The organism is Mesorhizobium sp. MC2-1-1, assembly GCF_057597255.1.
The window spans coordinates 271,329-289,827 of record NZ_CP195205.1; the positions used below are offsets into that span (position 1 = coordinate 271,329).

13 protein-coding genes are annotated in these 18,499 nt (G+C 64.1%); 8 read left to right on the plus strand and 5 right to left on the minus strand.

The window, feature by feature from the left end:
- Nucleotides 1-72: 72 nt before the first annotated feature.
- From ACR64R_RS01260 to ACR64R_RS01270, 3 genes are all read left to right on the plus strand, one after another.
- Nucleotides 73-1,584: a sugar ABC transporter ATP-binding protein gene (locus ACR64R_RS01260; protein WP_487359888.1), complete on the plus strand. Its 1,512-nt coding sequence runs from the start codon at nucleotides 73-75 to the stop codon at nucleotides 1,582-1,584.
- 174 nt (nucleotides 1,585-1,758) lie between these two features.
- Nucleotides 1,759-2,751 (plus strand): ABC transporter permease, encoded by a 993-nt coding sequence (locus ACR64R_RS01265; RefSeq protein WP_487359889.1) that lies wholly within the window; start codon nucleotides 1,759-1,761, stop codon nucleotides 2,749-2,751.
- Between the two features lie 39 nt (nucleotides 2,752-2,790).
- Nucleotides 2,791-3,843 (plus strand): substrate-binding domain-containing protein, encoded by a 1,053-nt coding sequence (locus tag ACR64R_RS01270; RefSeq protein WP_487359890.1) that lies wholly within the window; start codon nucleotides 2,791-2,793, stop codon nucleotides 3,841-3,843.
- A gap of 64 nt (nucleotides 3,844-3,907) precedes the next feature.
- Here ACR64R_RS01270 and ACR64R_RS01275 read toward each other — a convergent pair whose 3' ends face one another.
- Nucleotides 3,908-4,147, minus strand: a complete 240-nt coding sequence (locus ACR64R_RS01275) for a DUF1127 domain-containing protein (RefSeq protein WP_487359891.1) — start codon at nucleotides 4,145-4,147, stop codon at nucleotides 3,908-3,910.
- A gap of 260 nt (nucleotides 4,148-4,407) precedes the next feature.
- Here ACR64R_RS01275 and ACR64R_RS01280 point away from each other — a divergent pair, with 260 nt between their 5' ends.
- Nucleotides 4,408-5,913: a winged helix-turn-helix domain-containing tetratricopeptide repeat protein gene (locus ACR64R_RS01280; RefSeq protein ID WP_487359892.1), complete on the plus strand. Its 1,506-nt coding sequence runs from the start codon at nucleotides 4,408-4,410 to the stop codon at nucleotides 5,911-5,913.
- A gap of 54 nt (nucleotides 5,914-5,967) precedes the next feature.
- Here the strand turns inward: ACR64R_RS01280 and ACR64R_RS01285 are convergent, their stop codons facing one another.
- The 4 genes from ACR64R_RS01285 to ACR64R_RS01300 form a co-directional block, all read right to left on the minus strand.
- Complete coding sequence (locus ACR64R_RS01285) at nucleotides 5,968-7,032, minus strand: D-alanine--D-alanine ligase family protein (protein ID WP_487359893.1); 1,065 nt, start codon at nucleotides 7,030-7,032, stop codon at nucleotides 5,968-5,970.
- 18 nt (nucleotides 7,033-7,050) lie between these two features.
- Nucleotides 7,051-7,671 carry a cysteine peptidase family C39 domain-containing protein gene (locus ACR64R_RS01290; protein ID WP_487359894.1) on the minus strand — a complete coding sequence of 207 codons (621 nt, stop codon included), beginning with the start codon at nucleotides 7,669-7,671 and terminating at the stop codon, nucleotides 7,051-7,053.
- Nucleotides 7,672-7,873: 202 nt separating this feature from the next.
- On the minus strand, nucleotides 7,874-9,928 hold the full coding sequence (locus tag ACR64R_RS01295) for a bifunctional aldolase/short-chain dehydrogenase (protein WP_487359895.1): 2,055 nt from the start codon (nucleotides 9,926-9,928) through the stop codon (nucleotides 7,874-7,876).
- Nucleotides 9,929-10,012: 84 nt separating this feature from the next.
- Nucleotides 10,013-10,978: a sugar-binding transcriptional regulator gene (locus ACR64R_RS01300; RefSeq protein WP_487359896.1), complete on the minus strand. Its 966-nt coding sequence runs from the start codon at nucleotides 10,976-10,978 to the stop codon at nucleotides 10,013-10,015.
- 202 nt (nucleotides 10,979-11,180) lie between these two features.
- Here ACR64R_RS01300 and ACR64R_RS01305 point away from each other — a divergent pair, with 202 nt between their 5' ends.
- From ACR64R_RS01305 to ACR64R_RS01320, 4 genes are all read left to right on the plus strand, one after another.
- A complete protein-coding gene (locus ACR64R_RS01305) occupies nucleotides 11,181-12,821 on the plus strand; it encodes an acyl-CoA synthetase (protein ID WP_487359897.1) in 1,641 nt (546 codons plus the stop codon).
- 402 nt (nucleotides 12,822-13,223) lie between these two features.
- Nucleotides 13,224-13,829, plus strand: coding sequence for a TetR/AcrR family transcriptional regulator (locus ACR64R_RS01310; protein ID WP_487359898.1), 606 nt, complete (start codon nucleotides 13,224-13,226; stop codon nucleotides 13,827-13,829).
- A gap of 53 nt (nucleotides 13,830-13,882) precedes the next feature.
- Complete coding sequence (locus ACR64R_RS01315; RefSeq protein ID WP_487359899.1) at nucleotides 13,883-15,046, plus strand: efflux RND transporter periplasmic adaptor subunit; 1,164 nt, start codon at nucleotides 13,883-13,885, stop codon at nucleotides 15,044-15,046.
- 247 nt (nucleotides 15,047-15,293) lie between these two features.
- Entirely contained in the window at nucleotides 15,294-18,449 is a 3,156-nt protein-coding gene (locus ACR64R_RS01320; protein ID WP_487359900.1) for an efflux RND transporter permease subunit, read from the plus strand.
- The last annotated feature ends 50 nt before the right edge of the window (nucleotides 18,450-18,499 follow it).

The following is an 18,499-nucleotide window of genomic DNA, read 5'->3' on the forward strand; positions in this document are numbered from 1 at the left end:
CGCTCTGGCAAATGTCAATCGTGTTGACAATTGCCGAATGAGCCCATAGCGTCACGGACCAGGGAGGAAGGAATGGGCGCTGATGCCGTGTTCCATGTGGAGGGCCTGAGGAAATCCTTCGGCCAGAACGAGGTGCTTGGCGGCATCTCGCTAGACCTCTTTGCGGGTGAGGTCACGGTGCTGATGGGCGCGAACGGCGCCGGCAAGTCGACCCTGGTCAAGATCGTCAGCGGCGTCTATGCGCGCGGCGCAGGCTCGATGCGGCTCGCCGGCCAGGCCTTCAACCCGCAGACCCCCGCCGAAGCCATCCGCGCCGGTGTCGTCACCGTGCATCAGAACATCAATGACGGCGTGGTGGCCGATCTCGATGTCGCCACCAATCTCACGCTCGACAGGCTGAGCGGCAAGGGCGCGTCGTTGCTGTTCAAGCCGCGCAATGTCCGCGCCGAGGCGAGAGCTGTCGCCGACCGCATGGGGCTTGCCATCGATCTCAAGGCGCGCGTCAGCGACTTGCAGTTGGCGGACCGGCAGATGGTCGCCATCGCCCGCGCCATGGCGCATCAGCCCAAGGTCCTGATACTCGACGAGCCGACCTCTTCGCTGTCGAGCGCCGAGGCTGACCGGCTGTTTTCGCTGATCGACCGGTTGAGAGGGCAGGGCGTCGCCATCCTCTACATCTCGCATCGCATGTCCGACATCAGGCGGCTGGCCGACCGTATCGTGTCGATGCGCGACGGCGTCATCTCCGGTGTGTTCGAGACGAAGCCGCTCGACTATGAGGGCGCCGTCAACGCCATGCTCGGCCGCAAGATCCACCTCGACCGGGTGGTGGCCAGAAGCTCGGCGCGCGCCGTCTTCACCGCAGAGGGCCTGCGGATCGCGCAAGGGTCGAGGCCCATCTCGATGACGCTTGGCGCCAGCGAGGTGGTGGCGATCACCGGCCTGGTCGGGGTCGGCAAGACGGCTCTGGCGGAAACGCTGTTCGGCGTGCGCCGGCCGCTTGCCGGCACCATGCATATGGACGGCAAGCCCTACGCGCCGGGGTCGGCGCGCGAGGCGGTCGCCGCCGGCGTTTTCCTGGTCGCCAAGGACCGCGCCGCGAGCGGCATTGTCGGCGGCTTCAACATCGAGCGCAACATCAGCCTGCCGTTCCTGAAACGCATGTCGGGCTTCGGCGTGATGAAACGGCGCGCCGAGCGCGCCGTCGCGCGCCGCCAGATCGAGGAGCTCGGCATCCTCTGCCGCTCGGAGAAGGACGAGCTGTCGGCGCTGTCCGGCGGCAACCAGCAGAAGGTGATGGTGGCGCGCTGGATGTCGCAGGCTTCTCGGCTCTTCATCCTCGACGAGCCTTTCCAGGGCGTCGACATTTCGGCGCGTCGCGACATCGCCGCCAAGCTGAGAGCCAGCGCCGACGGCCGCGCGACGCTCATCTTCGTTACCGAGATCGACGAGGCGCTGGAGACCGCCGACCGCATCCTGGTGATGTCGGAACATACGATCGTCGGCGAGCATCGCAACGCCGATATCGACCTCGACCGGCTGCTGGCGGAAGTGGCCGGCGGTCCGCTTCACAGCGCGGCATGAGGTCCAATGCATGTCGCCCAAAAGTGCGCAGCGGTTTTGGAGAACGACATGCATCAGAAAAGAGAACTTGAAGCGCGTCGCGTGAATCCGTTTCGACGCGACGCGCATTGGATTTGCACGGAGTGGAGTTGGAATGAGCTTTTGTCGGATAGCCGCGCGGCAGGGCGCTGAGTGATGGTGCGCGATTATGCCATCCGCTACGGCTTCATCGTCCTGCTGGTCGGGCTGATCGCCTATTTCGCGATCGCCGCCGACGGTTTTTCTTCGCCGCAAAGCGCCGTCTTCATCTTCCAGTCGGTGGCCATCACCGGCGTGCTGGCGCTCGGCGTCACCGCCACCCTCGTGGTCGGCGGCTTCGACCTTTCGATCGGCTCGGTCGCCACCAGCGCCATGATGGCGGCTTCCTATGCCATGGTCGTGCTGGAGCAGAATGCCATCGTCGCCGTCATCGCCTGCCTGGTCATCGGCGTCATCGTCGGCCTGATCAACGGCTGGCTGATCGTCTATATGCGCGTGCCCGATTTGCTGGCCACGCTCGGCATGATGTTCCTGCTGCTTGGCCTGCAGCGCATTCCGACGGAAGGGCGCTCGATCGCCACCGGCATGACCATGCCCGACGGCTCGGTCGCCAACGGCAAGTTCTCGGAAGCATTCCTGGCGCTCGGCCGCCACCGCATCGACTTCTTCATCCCGAACCTGATCCCGGTCTCTGTGGTGGTACTGGTGGTGCTCGCGGCGCTGATCTGGTTCTTCCTCGAATACACCCGCTTCGGTCGCATGATGTATGCCGTCGGCAGCAACGAGAGGGCGGCTGAACTCGCCGGCGCGCCTGTCAAGGCATACAAAATCTGGGCCTACGTCATTTCGGGAGTTTTTGCCTCGATCGGCGGGATTTTGCTCGCCGCCCGGCTTGGACGCGGCGACATCGCCTCGGGTAATAATCTGTTGCTCGACGCAGTGGCGGCGGCGCTAATCGGCTACGCGGTGCTCGGCGCCGCCAAGCCCAACGCCTTCGGCACGGCCGTGGGCGCGGTGTTCGTCGGCGTCCTGCTGCAAGGCCTGACGATGATGAACGCTCCCTACTACACGCAGGATTTCGTCAAGGGCGCGGTGCTCGTCGTCGCCCTTGTCTTCACCTTCGCCCTATCCGGCAGGGGCAAGAGATAGTTTCGACCGGGGCAGTGAGACAAAACGGAGGAAAACGAAGTGAGCATTACAAGAAGACTTTTGGGGAAGGCCGCACTCGGCCTCGCCGGTGCGGCGCTGCTGGCGCAGGGGGCGGCATTGGCGGCGGATCGCCCCGCGCCGTTCGACAAGCCGGGCGTCAAGATCGCGCTGGTGCGTTACCTTTCGACCGGCGACTTCTTCCAGGCCTATCTCTCCGGCGTCGAGGCGCAGGCGAAGGCGCTCGGCGTCGACCTGCGCGTGCTGGACAGCCGCCAGGATGCAGCGCTCCAGGCCGACATGGTCGACCAGGCGATCGCGCTCGGCGTTCAGGGCATCATCATCCAGCACGGCCTGACGGAATCGATGAAGGACGCCGCCCAACGCGCGGTCGATGCCGGCATCAAGGTCGTCGCCTTCGACGTCAATGTCGAGAACCCGAAGATCCCGCAGATCGAGCAGTCGGACAAGGATCTCGCCAAGCTGGCGCTCGAGCAGGCGGTGAAGGACAATGGCGAGAGCTGGAAGGCCGGCTATGTCTATGTCGCCGGCATCGCCCCGCTCGACCGCCGCAACGAGACCTGGGTGGACGTGAAGAAGAAGTACCCGGGCATCAGCGAGGTCGCGCAGTTCGGCACGCTCGACAACCCGATCGCCAATTCCGTCGCCAACCAGGCGCGCTCGGTGCTGCAGGCGCATCCCGACATCAAGGTTATGTTCGCGCCATATGACGAGTTCGCCAAGGGCGTGAAGATCGCGGTAGACGAGGCCGGCCTGAACAAGGGCATCAAGATCTATTCGGCCGACATCTCGACGTCCGATATCGCGGCGATGCGCGAGCCGGACAGCGCCTGGGCTGCCACTGCAGCCACCAATCCGGCCGTCGTGGGCCAGGTCTCGGTACGCGCTCTGGCGCAGCTTCTCGCCGGAGAGGATCCCGGCCACAACGTCATCGTGCCGCCGACGCTGATCACCCAGAAGGAGCTGATCGACAAGGACATCAAGAACATGGAAGACCTGTCGGCCAAGCTGCCGCAGTTCGCCCATGCCGATGTCGCGATGCCTGCCTGGATGCCGAACCCGAACGCCAAGTAAGGGGTCTGCTTGTCGCTGCTGAAGAGAGCGGTCCAACGGGCCGCTCTCTTTTTTCTTTTCCACCTCATCGCTGCCAGAATGGCAGTTTGGCGATCTCCGCCTCGACCTCTTTTCTCGTCAGTCCGATGTCGTCGATCAGATGCGGATTGTCCTTCGCGATCCGCTTCAGCTCGAAGCGGAAATAGGCCTGCTCGCGACGCAGCGCGATGAGACTGCGCAAGGCTGAGAGGCTGTAGCGCCGCCGGCCTTTGATCTCGGTTGGGCGAGCAGCCAAAAGTGCGCAAGGCGCAAGAATACCGTTCATGGCAACCTCCATGCAGTGGCCGGTTTGGAGACTCGTGACCTGATTGAGATTGCAGTGTGCCGCGGGCGGTCGGCGGCGTAATTAAGCCCTCCCAAATAGTTCTAAAAACTTCCAAATCGGCTGCAGCGTTTCACTGTTTCATGGAAACGGCAAAACCGCTCTATCCCTTTGTTTTTACGCAATTCCGGCCGCAAGGTTGCGGTGCAAGCGGCGAACTTAACCGCTCACACTTTCCCTGGAATTGCTCTATAGATTTGCGCATGCAGGGATCGCGCTTTGCTTTTGGACCGTTCGTATTTGATCCGGGCGCGGGAACGCTGCTGCGGGGCGATGTTCCCGTCGCCGCCAGCCATCGCGGGCTGAAGCTCCTCGAGGCGCTTGTCGCACGCCCGGGTGAAATTCTGGCCAAGGCTGAGCTGATGGACGCGGCATGGCCGGGCACGGCCGTCGAGGAAGGCAATCTCACGGTACAGATCGCGCAGCTCAGGAAGCTGCTCGGTCCGGCCACCGGCGGTGGCGAGTGGATCGCCACGGTGCCGCGCGTCGGCTATCGCTTCACCGGTACCGTCGAACAGCCCGCCGCCACGCGTAAACTCCTGCCGCTGCCCGACAAGCCCTCGATCGCCGTGCTGCCCTTCGTCAATCTGAGCAACGATCCCGACCAGGATTCTTTCGCCGACGGCCTGACGGAAGACCTGATCACCGATCTCTCCCGGATCCCGGGCCTGTTCGTCATCGCGCGCAATTCGGTGTTTGCCTACAAGGGCAAGGCCATGGACGTGCGCGCCATCGCTGGCGAACTTGGAGTGCGTTATCTGCTTGAGGGCAGCGCCAGGCGCGCCGCCGGGCGCGTGCGCATCAACGCGCAGCTGATCGATGCGCTGAGCGGCGAGCATCTGTGGGCGGAGCGTTTCGATCGCGGCCTGGAAGACATTTTCGCCGTCCAGGATGAGGCGACCGCCAAGATCGTCGAGGCGTTGCTCGGGCGGCTGCGCGAGCCGCCGGAGCGCAACCGGCCGAAGAACCTCGAAGCCTACGATCTCGTCGTGCGGGCGCGTAAAATGTTCGACGAGTCACCGCAGATGGCGCGCGAGGCCGACCTGATGCTGACGCGCGCGGTCTCGCTCGACCCGGACTACGCCGAGGCCTATCGCTGGCTCGCCATGAACCAGTGGATGGGATGGGTGCATTGGGGCGAGCCGTTCGAGCCTGCCCGCAGCAAGTCCCTGGAACTGGCGCGCAAGGCCGTGGCGATCGACCCCAACGACGCCGGTTGCCGCTGGGTTCTGGCGAACCTTCTTGCCTATCAGCGTGATTTCGAGCAGTCCGAGGCGGAATTCTCCAAGGCGATCGAGCTCGACCCGAACGAGGCCGATATCTGGGCGACATTGTCCGACATCGAAGTGCTGGCGGGACGGGTCGAACTGGGCCTGGAGCACATTCGCAAGGCGTTCCGGCTCAACCCGTTTCCACCAAGCTGGTATTATCTGACGCTTGGCCAGGCGCAGTATGCGGCCGGCGACTACGAGGCGGCCGTCAAGACGCTGCGCCGCGACGAGACCTATCGCACCAGCTCGCGCCGCTTCCTGGCGGCAGCCCTTGCTCAGCTCGACCGGCTCGACGAGGCGCGCACCGAAGTCGCGCTATTCCTCGTCGGCAATCCGCATTTCTCCACGCAGCGCTGGGTCGAGACCGAGCCGTTCCGCGACGACGCGGTGCTCGAGCATTTCGTCGACGGCTTCCGCAAGGCCGGCCTGCCGGAGTGATGCGGCGACGTGGCCAACTGGCCGCGACCGAGATTTCGAATCCTCGGGTCTTTTTCAGCGGCCGGCGCGCGCCAGCCCATGCGCCACCAGCCGGTCGATGAGCTCCGGATAGCTGATGCCGCTGGCCGCCATTGCCTTGGCGTACATGCTGATGTTGGTGAAGCCCGGAATGGTGTTGAGCTCGTTGATCAGGAAATTCATGTCCGGCATCAGGAAGAAGTCGACGCGGGCCATGCCGTCGCAGCCGAGCGCCCGGAACGCCCTGGCGGCCATATCGCGCATGCCATTCTCGACTTCCTGCGGCAGCTCGGCCGGCACGATCAGGGCCGCGCCATTCTCGTCGATGTATTTGGCGTTGTAGTTGTAGAAGCCGTGGCTCTCCGCGGGCACGATCTCGCCCGGCCGGGAGACGAGGAGCTCGCCCGCGGGGCTCTCCAGCACGCTGTACTCGATCTCGCGGCCGCGAACGAATTCCTCCGCCAGCAGCTTGCGGTCGTGCTGGAAGGCTTCCGTCAACGCGCGATCGAATTCCTGGCTGCCGTTGACCTTCGCGACGCCGACCGACGAGCCCTGCCGCGCCGGCTTGATGAACAGAGGCAAGCCGAGCTTGTCTTCCAGTTCGGCAAACGACGGCCTCGCGACCTCATCTATCGTCACCGAGCGCGCGACCGGCACGCCCGCCGCCTTCAGCAGCCGCTTGGCGATGTCCTTGTCGAGCGCCGTGGCAGAACCCAGTATGCCGCAGCCGGCGAGCGGCACGCGCGCCACTTCTGCCACTCCCTGCACCGAGCCGTCTTCGCCATGCAGGCCGTGCAGCACCGGAAACAGGATGTCGAGGGCAGGCAACTCGTGGGGCGCACCGCCGGCGGGGATCGCCAGCATCCGCCCATGGCCACCGGGCACCAGGCAGATCTCAGTGCCGCTGGAAGGCGTGGCGAGAGCGCCGTTCTCGAAACGGCTTAGCAGCCATTGCCCTTCGCGGGTGACGAAGATCGGGACAGCATCGTATTTCGCCGGGTCGAGCGCGGCCATGACATTGGCCGCCGACAGCAGCGACACCTCGTGCTCGGCGGATCGACCGCCGAAGAGCACGCCGATACGAAGTTTCTTCTCTGCCACTGTTATCTCCAGGATTGATCAGGGCCGAAATTCTACGGCGATGCCGCGATTGGCAAAAAAGCGGTCGAAGCTGACGAGTGGAAGCCTGGCGTTCGCCTGACTCTGCTCGTCGTGGCCGGACGGATTGTGGAAGCGGATTTCCCCCGAGGAGGCTGCCGTCACCAGCACCAGATGCCCGCCCTTCGCTGGCGGCTCTCGCTCGGGCCAGCGAACGCTGCTGCTCACGGACGCGATGAAGAACCGATGCTTCGACAGCAATCCGGGAAGGGCGGCAACGTCGACATTCGTCATCGTCTCTGCGGCCAGCCCGAAGCGTTCGGCCACGAAAGTTACGAACGGGGCGTAGATCAATCCCTTGATCGAGCCGGAGGCCTCGTTGACGACATAGCCGCCATAGGCCGTGCAGGCGCGGGCAAGCTCCAGTGTCGGGTAGATGTCGCCGCGCGTGGCAAGGATCATCTTCAGACAGGCCATGCCGCAAACATTGACCGCCCAGCGCGCATAGTCTTCGACCGTCTCGGCGCCGGAGTTGCGCCACAGCGGATCGCGGAGAAGCGCCGACGGTCCCTCCGCCAGAACAGGCAGGGTCATGTCGGGCGATTCCCACTGGCTGAAGAACGGCACTTCCCTGGACTGCATGTCAACTCCACTTTGCGCTCGGATGCGAGACGCAAGTCATCCCGAAGTTACGCAAACAATGAGCAAAGGATTGGGCCGGGAATTTGATCTGCTAAAGCAGTTTTCCAGCAGAAGGCGCGAGACCGCTTTCCTTCGGAACACATCAACACGAAGAGGCGGTCCATCGTTGCCAGAAACGATGAACCGCCCCACGTTCACATCGTTAACGCAGCGCCGCCGCGATGTTGCCGCCGTCCACCGTCGTCACGTCCGCCGTGGTGCGCTCGGCCAGTGCCTGGTGCAGGAAGGCCTGTGCCACGTCGTCGGCCGTCACCTCCTGGCCGAGCAGATTGCCGGACATGTATTCCTTCTCAGACACGCCTCGCGCGCCGGAGCGGCTGGCAATCATGGCGTCGGTCAGGAGGCCCGAGCGGATGCGGTCGGCGTTGACAGCATTGGAGCGGATACCATAGGCGCCGTAGTCAAGGGCGTACTGGCGCGACAGGAACAATGTCGCCGCCTTCGGGATGCCATAGGCGCCGAACTTCGGCCCGGGATTGATCGCCTGCTTGGAGGTGTTGAACAAAAGCACGCCGCCTGTGCCCTGTTCCAGCATGATGCGCACCGCATTCTGCGCCGCCGACTGGTGGGCGAAGAAGTTGAGCTCGAAGCTCTTGCGCAGCGTGGCGTCGTCGAGCTCGCCGATGCGCCCTTCCCAAGCCGCTCCCGCGTTCGAGACCAGAATGTCGACGCCGCCATAGACCGCGACCGCCTTGTCGAAGGCGGCTCGCATTTCGGCAGGCTTGGTGATGTCGGCGCCGACCCCGATCGAGTTGTTGCCCGCGGCCTTCGCCGCGTCCGCGGCCTTGGCTTGGTCGAGATCGACGATTACTGCATGCGCGCCATTGGCGGCGAACAGCTTCGCCGTCGCGGCGCCGATGGCGCCCGCACCGCCGGTGATCAGCACCACCTGGCCGGTCAGCGGCTTCGGCTTGTTCGAGGCAAGTTTGGCCTGCTCCAGGGACCAGTATTCGAGCGGGAACAGGTCGGCCTTGGAGAGCGGATGGAAATTGCCGACGGCCTCGGCGCCGCGCACCGCCTCGATCCACATCTCGCCGACATCGGAGGCGATCTTCGCGTCCTTCAGCGTGCGGCCATGGCCGAACATGCCGAGGCCTGGCACCAGCGTCAGGCGCGGCATCGGGTCGAGCATGGTGCGCTTGACGTCGTCCAGCGCGTCATTGGTCTCGAAATAGGCGGTGTAGTCCTTGACGAACGCTTCGACATGGCTGCGCAAGGCGCCCTTGTAATCGCCGAGCTTGTCTGCATCGGGCGCCGGCACGGCCATTGGTCCCGTCTTGATGCGGATCGACAGATCGGGCGTCGACACGCCGCGGGCCGCATAGTCGGCGATCTTGGCGGAATTGATGAAATCGACGATCGCATCCGAGGTGCGGAAGTCGCTGATCATACGGTCGAAGCGGCCTTCGCCGCGCGCCACGGCAACGGCGCCGCGCAGCATTGGCGCGATGTCGGCGGGCTTCGCCAGCTTCGCGGGCAGCGCCGCCTTGGCCGCCTTGGGTTTGCCGTTCCTGGCGACATATTCCTCGGCGACATTCACATAATGGATCATGCGGTCATAGGCTTGCCTGGCATCGTCGCCGAAGGTGAAGATGCCGTGCTTGTCGAGGATCAGACCCTCGACGCTCGGGTCGGCGTCATAGACGTCGGCCGCGACCTTGGCGAGGTCGAAACCAGGCTTGATGTAGGGCACGTAGCCCATCTTGTCGCCAAACACGGCCTTGATCAGCGGCTTGCTGTCTTCCTGATCGACGATGGCCAGGATCGCCGTCGAATGCGTGTGGTCGACGAATTTGTGCGGCAGGAAGGCGTGCAGCAGCGTTTCGACCGACGGATTGGGAGAGGACGGATCAATCAGGTTGGAGCGCTGCAGCGCCACCATGTCCTCGTCCGAGAGCTTGTCAAGTCCACGCGCCTTGAGCAGCGCGCTCATCTTCACCGCCGGCAGGCCTTGCGGCTCGATGACGGCCATGTCCCAGCCGCTGCCCTTGACGCACAGCACGTCCCATTCGTCGCCGACGAGATCGGTGGCCTTTGTCTTGCAGGACGTGTTGCCGCCGCCATGCAGCACCAGCCGCGGTTCGCCGCCGAGCAGACGGGTCGTGTAGACGCGCAACGCAAGGTCTCCGCCGACGCCCTTCCTGGCGTAGTCGGCAACCATCTTTTCCGCGTCGGCGTCGTTCCAAAGGTTCTTCATATCGTACCGTCCGATTCCGTTTTTCTGCTGCTCATGAACTGGAAGCCGCGACGCCGCGATGACAGAAGCGGCGAGGGTGCTTTTCTACGACGCCTTTTTGGTTGCCGCGCCGGCGTGCTGGAGCAGGCGCTCGGCCATATGCGCGCCGATCACCAGATGCGTGCAGAGCCCGCCGGCGATTGCCGCAAGCAGCGGCTCGAACTTGGTGTCTTCCTGCACCACCATCAGCCGCTTGCCTATGGCGCGCAGCGAAGCGAGTTCAGCGGAAATGACGCGCCGGTTGTAGCTGCAGTCGAGCACCTCGCCCCTGTCGTCGATGATCTGCCCGGCGATGACGCCGGCCGCACCCTGGCTGCGCAGCGCTTCCATCTCGGTCGCCGTCAGCGCGCCGCATTTCACCAGATGGCTGTCGGCGTCGACCGCGCCGACGGAGTAGAGCGCCAAATCGCAGTCGGCGATGCCGGCCAATTGGTCGCGGATCACCGGCTCGGCGCGCAGGCCTCGCGCCAGTTCCTCGGTCGACAGCACCAGCGGCGCGTAGAAGTTCAGCCCCTTGGCGTTGAGCCGCCGGGCGATCTCCATCGTGCACTGGTCGGGCCGGTAGGAATAGGGCGCGCCGAGATTGCCGCAGAGCTGCACAACGGTGACGTCCTGCAGGTCGGCATAGGACATGATGTCGGCGATGGTGTAGACGGTGCGCCCCCAGGCGACGCCGATGCGATCGCCTTTTTTCGCCAGTTCGAGAAAGACGCTCGCCGCCAGCACCGCGATATCGGTCGAGGGATCGGCGAGATAGGCGTTTTCCGGTGCGATCCAGACGGCGTCGAGCCCGAAGGCGTCTTCGACCTTGCGCGCCATGACGTCATCGGTGAAGAGCTGGGTCGAGGTCGAGATGTTGACGATGCCGGTCTCGCGCGCCTTGCGCAGATACATGGCGACCGAAGCACGCGAAATGTTGAGCTGGCTCGCCACTTCGTCCTGACGCAGGCCATGGGCATAGTAAAGCCAGGCGGCCTTGTGGATGAGCTGTTCTGCCGGTCTGATCGCCATGCCGTCTCCTCGGCTGACATTAGTCACGGCTCTCGACAAAAGTCAAATTTGGGTTGCGGGAGGCTCTTACCTGTAGGCACGGGTCCATGTGGATCGCCGTTCTGTCAAGCGGCGGGATCATAGCATTTTCAGCTATTCGTAGGGATAGCGTGACAGAGGACCAGAGTTTAGAAGGTTCGAAAAGAACTTTGGGGAGAACGGGATGGCCAATCCCTACGAACAGGATCTCGACAGGAATGCTGCCAACCATCAGCCGCTGACGCCGCTCACATATCTTGAGCGCGCGGCAAGAACCTATCCCGACCATATCGCCATCATCCATGGCCGTCAGCGCGTATCCTATCGTGATTTCTGGCGCCGTTCGCTGAAGCTTGCCTCGGCGCTGGCGAAGCACGGCATCGGCAAGGGCGACACGGTGACGGTGATGCTGTCCAACACGCCGCCGATGCTTGAGGCGCATTTCGGCGTGCCGATGACCAAGGCGGTGCTGCATTCGCTGAATACCCGTCTCGACGCAGCCATCATCGCGTTCCAGCTAGATCACGCCGACACGAAGGTGCTGATCGTCGACCGCGAATTCTCGGGCGTGGTCAAGGAGGCTCTGGCGTTGGCCAGGGCCAAGCCATTGATCATCGACTATGATGACCCCGATTACGCCGCCGACGCGCCCTATCCGAAGGGCGACCGGATCGGCGTGCTCGACTATGAGGACTTCGTCCCCGCGGGCGACGAGGCTTACGCCTGGTCGATGCCGGATGACGAATGGGACGCCATCTCGCTCAACTACACGTCCGGCACCACGGGCAACCCGAAGGGCGTCGTCTACCATCACCGTGGCGCCGCGCTGATGGCCTACACCAACACAATCCATGCCGGCATGGCCAAGCATGCGGTCTATCTGTGGACGCTGCCGATGTTCCACTGCAACGGCTGGTGCTTCCCCTGGACTTTGGCCGTGCAGGCCGGCACCCATGTCTGCCTGCGCTGGGTGCGGGCGAGGCCGATATATGACGCCATCGCCGACCATGGCGTCACCCATCTGTGCGGCGCGCCGATCGTCATGTCGGTGCTGATCAACGCCAAGGACGAGGACAAGCGCCAGTTCCCCCAGACAGTCACCTTCAACACGGCAGCCGCGCCGCCGCCGGAGGCTGTGCTCTCCGGCATGGCCGACGCCGGTTTTGCCGTCACTCATCTCTACGGCCTCACCGAGACCTACGGCCCGGCCGTCGTCAACGAATGGCACAATGAATGGGATGCGCTGGAGAAGGGGCCGAGGGCAGCGAAGAAGGCCCGTCAGGGCGTACGCTATGCCGCGCTCGAAGGGCTGACGGTGAGGGACCCGGAGACGATGGTGGAGACGCCGGCCGACGGCGAGACCATCGGCGAGGTCATGTTCCGCGGCAACATCGTCATGAAAGGCTATCTGAAGAATCGCAAGGCGACCGACGAGGCCTTCGCCGGCGGCTGGTTCCATTCCGGCGACCTCGGCGTCATGCATCCCGACGGCTACATCCAGCTCAAGGATCGCTCCAAGGACATCATCATCTCCGGCGGCGAGAACATCTCGTCCATCGAGGTCGAGGACGCCCTCTACAAACATCCCTCCGTCGCGTCCTGCGGCGTGGTTGCCCGTGCGGACGAGAAATGGGGCGAGGTGCCGATCGCCTATGTCGAGATAAAGCCGGGTAAGACGGCCACCGAAGCCGAGATCATCGAACATTGCCGCTCGTTGCTTGCCCGCTTCAAGGTGCCGAAGGCGGTGGTGTTTGCCGAGATCCCCAAGACCTCCACGGGCAAGATCCAGAAGTTCCGGCTGCGGGAAATGGCGAAGGGGGCGTAATTTGCTCCTATGCAGTGGCTGCGACGTCGACAGTTTGCGCCAGCAACCTCGACGTTCATACTAGGGTGGAGCGGTTGCGAAGTAAGGTTGCGGAACCCCGGGTATCCATCGTGACCGTGCGGCCGTGTTCCGGTGGCTGAGAATTGCCGCCGGCGGCACTACGCAATGGCGTAACATCTTGATCCGCCTCACTTGAGCGCGTCGCTTCGCTCCTTGCTCCTCCGTTGGGTGAGGCCGTCGCGGGCGGCAATGGCCAATCGTCCCCGTACCCGCTGTCCACCTCGCAACTGTCACCATCTGTCACCAAATTATACGCGTACGTCGATTCCACGTTGACTCCTCATCTGTTTCGTTTTACGAGTGACGAAAATTGAAATTCGTCACTTATCAAACGAAAGTGTCATGTCCGAAGCCGCTAACATCGTGGCCGACCCCGCCAGACAGGAGAATGTGACCCGCATTCTCGATTGTGCCGAGCGGCTGTTCCGCCACTACGGGTATGGCAAGACCAACGTCGCCGACATTGCCCGCGAACTCGGCATGTCGCCGGCCAACATCTACCGCTTCTTTGCCTCCAAGGTCGAAATCCACCAGGCCGTCTGCGGCCGCATGCTCGGCGCCAGCTACAAGATGGCCTATGAGATCATGCACCTGCCCGTCAGCGCCGAGGAACGGCTGCGGCGCTACATCCACGCCCAGTACAAGATGACGCTGGAGGTGATGCTCGACCAGGAGAAGGTCCATGAGATGGTCATCGTTGCGCTGGAGCGCGACTGGGCTGTCATCGACAAGCACGTCAACAGCATCCATGACCTCTATGCCGAAGTGATCCGCGAGGGCATCGAGGCCGGCGAGTTCAGGGAGCAGGATCCGGAGACGGCTTCGCGCTGCTTCGGCGCCGCCACCGTCATCCTCTGCCACCCGCAGATGGTGGCGCAGTGCCTCGCCAAGACCAACCGGGCGATGCCCGACGAACTAATCGACTACGCCATCAGAGCCTTGAAATAGAAGCTGTCCACCGGGTGCGGTCGACAAATCATCTCCAGTCCGGGAGTGCTAAGGTGTCCTTTTCCAGTTCCATCCTACGCAGGCTGCCGGCCTCCGGCCTCCCAGCCGTCGCCGTCGTAGCGGCCGTACTCGGCCTCGCAGGCTGCAGCCAGGAGAAGGCCGAGGTCGTCCAGGAAGTCGTCCGGCCGGTCAAGGTGGTCGAGATCGGCAAGTCTGAGACCACTCGCCAGCTCGACTATTCCGGCTCGGTGCGCGCCCGCACCGAGATGAACCTCGGCTTCCGCATTGCCGGCAAGGTCACGGAGCGCCTGGTCGATATCGGCCAGCATGTGAATGAGGGCGATGTGCTCGCCCGCGTCGATCCTTCCGACTACGAGTTGTCGGTGAAGAGCGCGCAGGCCAGCCTCGACGCCGCCGAGCGCCAGGTCGAGACCGTCGATCTCGCCAGGACGCGCGCCGAGCAGCTCTATGCCAAGAACTTCGCGCCGAAGTCGCAGCTCGACCAGGCACGACTGACCTACGACCAGGCCGTGGCGACGCGCGATTCCGCCCGCTCGACGCTGGCGCAGGCGCAGAACCAGGTCGGCTACACCGATCTAAAGGCCAGCCGGGCCGGCATCGTCACCGCCATCTCCGCGGATGTCGGCCAGGTGGTCGGCGCGGGTACGCCCGTCATGACCGTCGCTGTCGACGGCGAGAAGGAAGTGTCGATCGCCGTGCCCGAAATGGACATCGCCGGCTTCAAGCCCGGCAAGGAGGTCAAGGCAAGCTTCTGGTCGGACGAAGGGTTGAGGCTTGACGGCAAGGTGCGTGAGGTCGCAGGCAGCGCCGATCCTCAGTCGCGTACTTTCGCTGTCCGGGTCTCTCTGCCCAATGATCCGCGCGTGCTGCTCGGCATGACTGCAAATGTCCAGGCGACTGTCGGCAGCAAGGCGCAGCTCGTTTCCATTCCGCTGACCGCCATGGCCGAAAAGGACGGCAAGCAGATCGTCTGGACCGTCGATCGCGCCTCGGACACCGTGCATCCGCGCCCGATCAAGGTCGCCAGTTTCACCGCCGACGGCGTCGCCGTGGCCGATGGACTTAAGCAGGGCGATGTCGTGGTCGCTGCCGGCACCCAGTTCATGACCGAAAACCTGAAGGTCAAGCTTTCCGGCGACGCCCTGCAGTCCGCATCGGCGGAGGATGACGTCGCGACCACCAGCAGCCTGCGTTAGCCAGGCGAAACGGACGCCATTCCCGCTCTCGCTGTGTTGAGCCGCGAGCCGGGGAAGGCATGGGTTCCGGGCGGCGGCGCCCGATCGCGAGATGCCGGCATGTTGGCTTCCCCCGCAGCAGTGCCGCGTCCAGCGCGATTTGCGAGTCTCTCTCCGCTTTGAGGGCCCCGCCGCCCGGAAACCCGACCGAAATTCATGAGCAGCATGGCAAGCGCGGCTTGCCGGCCAACTGGACTGGACTTGCGTCATGACCACCACTAGCGACAGCAGCACTCAAAAGCGGCCCTTCAACCTTTCGCGCTGGGCGATCGGGCATCCGAGCATCGCCCGCTTCCTGTTCGGCCTCATCATCGTGGCCGGCGCGCTCGGCCTGATGCGAATGGGGCAGAAGGAAGATCCGGACTTCACCTTCCGCGTCATGGTCGTGCAGGCGATCTGGCCCGGCGCCTCGATCCAGGACATGGAGGATCAGGTCGTCAACAAGATCGAGCGCAAGCTGCAGGAAACGCCGCATCTCGATTTCGTGCGCTCCTACACCCGCGCCGGCAGCGCCATCATCACGCTGCAGGTGAAGGGCGACACCAATGCCGAGGAGGTGAAGGACGCCTTTTACCAGGTGCGCAAGAAGGTCGGCGACATCGCCAATGAATTGCCGCAAGGCCTACTCGGCCCCTATTTCAACGACGAGTTCGGCGACACCTTCATCACGCTGCATTCGATCAGCGGCGACGGCTTCACCTATCCGGAGCTGAAGAAGTTCGCCATCCAGGCGCGCGACATGCTGCTGACGACGCCTGGCGTCGAAAAGGCCGTCATCATCGGCGACCAGCCGGAGAAGATCTATATCGACGTCTCGTCCAAGGCGCTTGCCGAGCGCGGCCTGACTATTCTCGACCTGCAGAATGCAGTGAAGGGGCAGAACGCCGTCGATCCGGCGGGCTCCGTCGACACCGGCCTGCGCTCGGTGCGCATCTCCGTCGAGGGGGACGTCAGCAAGGCCGCGGATATCCGCGAGCTGAGGCTGCGCTCCGGCAACCAGGTGACGCGCCTTGGCGACATCGCCACCGTCTCTTCCGGTCTCGAGGATTCCTATGAGCGCAAGTATCGCTTCAACGGCCACGAGAGTGTCCAGCTCGGCGTCGTCATGGCCAAGGGCTTCAACGTCAGGGATGTCGGCAAGGATGTCGAGGCGACGTACCAGCGCTTCGAGGCAGGGCTGCCCTACGGCGTTGCGGTCGACCAGATCTCCGACCAGCCTGAGGTCGTGAAGGAGGCGGTGAGCGAATTCATGGAGGCGCTCGGCGAAGCGCTGCTGATCGTGCTTGCCGTTTCGCTGCTGTCGATCGGCTGGCGCTCCGGTCTGGTGATCGCGATAGCCATCCCGCTGGTCCTGGCAGCCACCTTCGCCATCATGTACGAGATCGGCATCGACCTGCAGCGCATCTCGCTCGGCGCACTGATCATCGCGCTAGGTCTGTTGGTCGACGACGCCATGATCGTCGTCGAGATGATGGAGCGAAAGCTGGAAGAGGGGCTGGTCAAGGTCGAGGCGGCGAGCTTCGCCTACACCTCGACCGCCTTCCCGATGCTCACCGGCACGCTGATCACCACGGCGGGTTTCATCCCCGTCGGTTTCGCCGCGTCGACCGCCGGCGAATATGTGCGCACGCTGTTCTACGTCGTCGGCATCGCGCTCGTCGTATCATGGTTCGTCGCGGTCTATTTCACGCCGTGGCTGGGCTACATGATCCTCAAGCAGCGCAAGCACGCCGGCACCCATCACGATGTCTTCGACACCGGCTTTTACCGCCGCCTGCGCGCGACGGTCGCCTGGGCCGTGCGCCACCGCATCATCGTTCTGGCGATGACGCTGGTCACCTTCGCCACCAGCCTGTGGGCCTTTCAGTTCATCCCGCAGAACTTCTTCCCGCAATCCTCGCGGCCGGAAATCCTGGTCGATCTCTGGCTGCCGGAAGGCACCTCGATCAAGGAGGTCGAGAAGCAGGCCCAGGCGCTGGAAGCCAGGATGATGGACGATCCCGACAAGCGCTTCATCGCCACCTATATCGGCGAAGGCGCGCCGCGCTTCTTCCTGCCGCTCGACCAGCAACTGCGCAATCCGAACTTCGCGCAGCTCCTCGTGATGGCCAAGGACGAGCCGGCGCGTGAGCGGCTGATCGTCAAGATGCGCAGGATCCTGGCGCAGGACTTCCCCTCGATCCGTGGCAAGGTCGACCGCCTGTTCCTCGGTCCGCCGACCGGCTGGCCGGTGCAGATGCGCGTCATGGGTCCGGACCGCCAGGAGGTGCGCCGTATCGCCGACGAGGTGAAGGCGCGGTTCCAGGCCAACCCGTTGCTCGGCGCCATCCATGACGATTGGCTGGAGCCGGTGCCGGCGATGAAACTGGTGATCGACCAGGATCGAGCCCGGGCGCTCGGCGTCTCCTCGCAACGCATCCGCCAGATGCTGCAGGCCACCATGTCCGGCGCGCCGCTCGACGACTTCCGCGACGGCGAGGAGACGGTCTCGATCGTCGCCCGCGAACCGGAGGCCACGCGTCACCTGCTCTCGTCGGTCGACTCGGTCTACATCCCGACCGATTTCGGCGGCTCTGTGCCGCTCTCCCAGGTGGCCAAGGTCGTGCCCGTCATGGAACAGGGCATCGAATGGCGGCGCGACCGCCTGCCGACGATCAGCGTGCGCGCCACGCTGCCGGACGGCGTGCAGTCGAACGACGTCGTCACCAAGATGTACAACGACATGAAGGACCTGCGCGCCGGCCTGGCGCCTGGCTACAAGGTCGAGATCCAGGGCGGCGCCGAGGACTCCGCCGAGAGCCAGGCCTCGATCGCAGCCAAGGCGCCGATCATGCTCGCCATCATCGTCGTGCTCCTGATGGTCCAGCTGCAGCATTTCGGCAAGTCTATGCTGGTGCTGGCCACCGGCCCGCTCGGCATCATCGGCGCGGCGGCCGCGCTTCTGATCAGCGGCGCGCCGTTCGGTTTCGTCGCCATCCTCGGCGTCATCGCGCTGCTCGGCATCATCATGCGCAACTCGATCATCCTGGTCGACCAGATCGACCAGGATATCGCAGCCGGCATGGAGCGATCGGAGGCGATCGTGGGTGCGGCCGTGCGCCGCTTCCGGCCGATCATGCTGACGGCACTGACCGCCGTGCTCGCGCTGATCCCGATCTCGCGCGCCGTGTTCTGGGGGCCGCTGGCCTACGCCATGATGGGCGGCATCCTCGTCGCTACGGTGCTCACCATCCTGGTGCTGCCGGCCGGCTACGCCCTGTTCTTCGGTCGCGCGCCGAAGAAGGCGAAGGCCGAAGAGCAGTCGCCAGAGCCGGTGAAGGCCGACGGTATCGAAAAGCCGCAGCTGGCACTGGCCGCGGAATAGAAACGAGGTGGCAACCCTGGATCATCCGCCATTGGCGAAGGCCGGTGGCG

Excerpts from the sequence above, each read along its gene's own strand:
- ACR64R_RS01260 (WP_487359888.1), top strand. The coding sequence starts at position 73 with ATGGGCGCTGATGCCGTGTTCCATGTGGAGGGCCTGAGGAAATCCTTC.
- ACR64R_RS01265 (WP_487359889.1), top strand. The coding sequence starts at position 1,759 with ATGGTGCGCGATTATGCCATCCGCTACGGCTTCATCGTCCTGCTGGTC.
- ACR64R_RS01275 (WP_487359891.1), bottom strand. The coding sequence starts at position 4,147 with ATGAACGGTATTCTTGCGCCTTGCGCACTTTTGGCTGCTCGCCCAACC.
- ACR64R_RS01280 (WP_487359892.1), top strand. The coding sequence starts at position 4,408 with ATGCAGGGATCGCGCTTTGCTTTTGGACCGTTCGTATTTGATCCGGGC.
- ACR64R_RS01290 (WP_487359894.1), bottom strand. The coding sequence starts at position 7,671 with ATGCAGTCCAGGGAAGTGCCGTTCTTCAGCCAGTGGGAATCGCCCGAC.
- ACR64R_RS01295 (WP_487359895.1), bottom strand. The coding sequence starts at position 9,928 with ATGAAGAACCTTTGGAACGACGCCGACGCGGAAAAGATGGTTGCCGAC.
- ACR64R_RS01300 (WP_487359896.1), bottom strand. The coding sequence starts at position 10,978 with ATGGCGATCAGACCGGCAGAACAGCTCATCCACAAGGCCGCCTGGCTT.
- ACR64R_RS01305 (WP_487359897.1), top strand. The coding sequence starts at position 11,181 with ATGGCCAATCCCTACGAACAGGATCTCGACAGGAATGCTGCCAACCAT.
- ACR64R_RS01310 (WP_487359898.1), top strand. The coding sequence starts at position 13,224 with ATGTCCGAAGCCGCTAACATCGTGGCCGACCCCGCCAGACAGGAGAAT.
- ACR64R_RS01320 (WP_487359900.1), top strand. The coding sequence starts at position 15,294 with ATGACCACCACTAGCGACAGCAGCACTCAAAAGCGGCCCTTCAACCTT.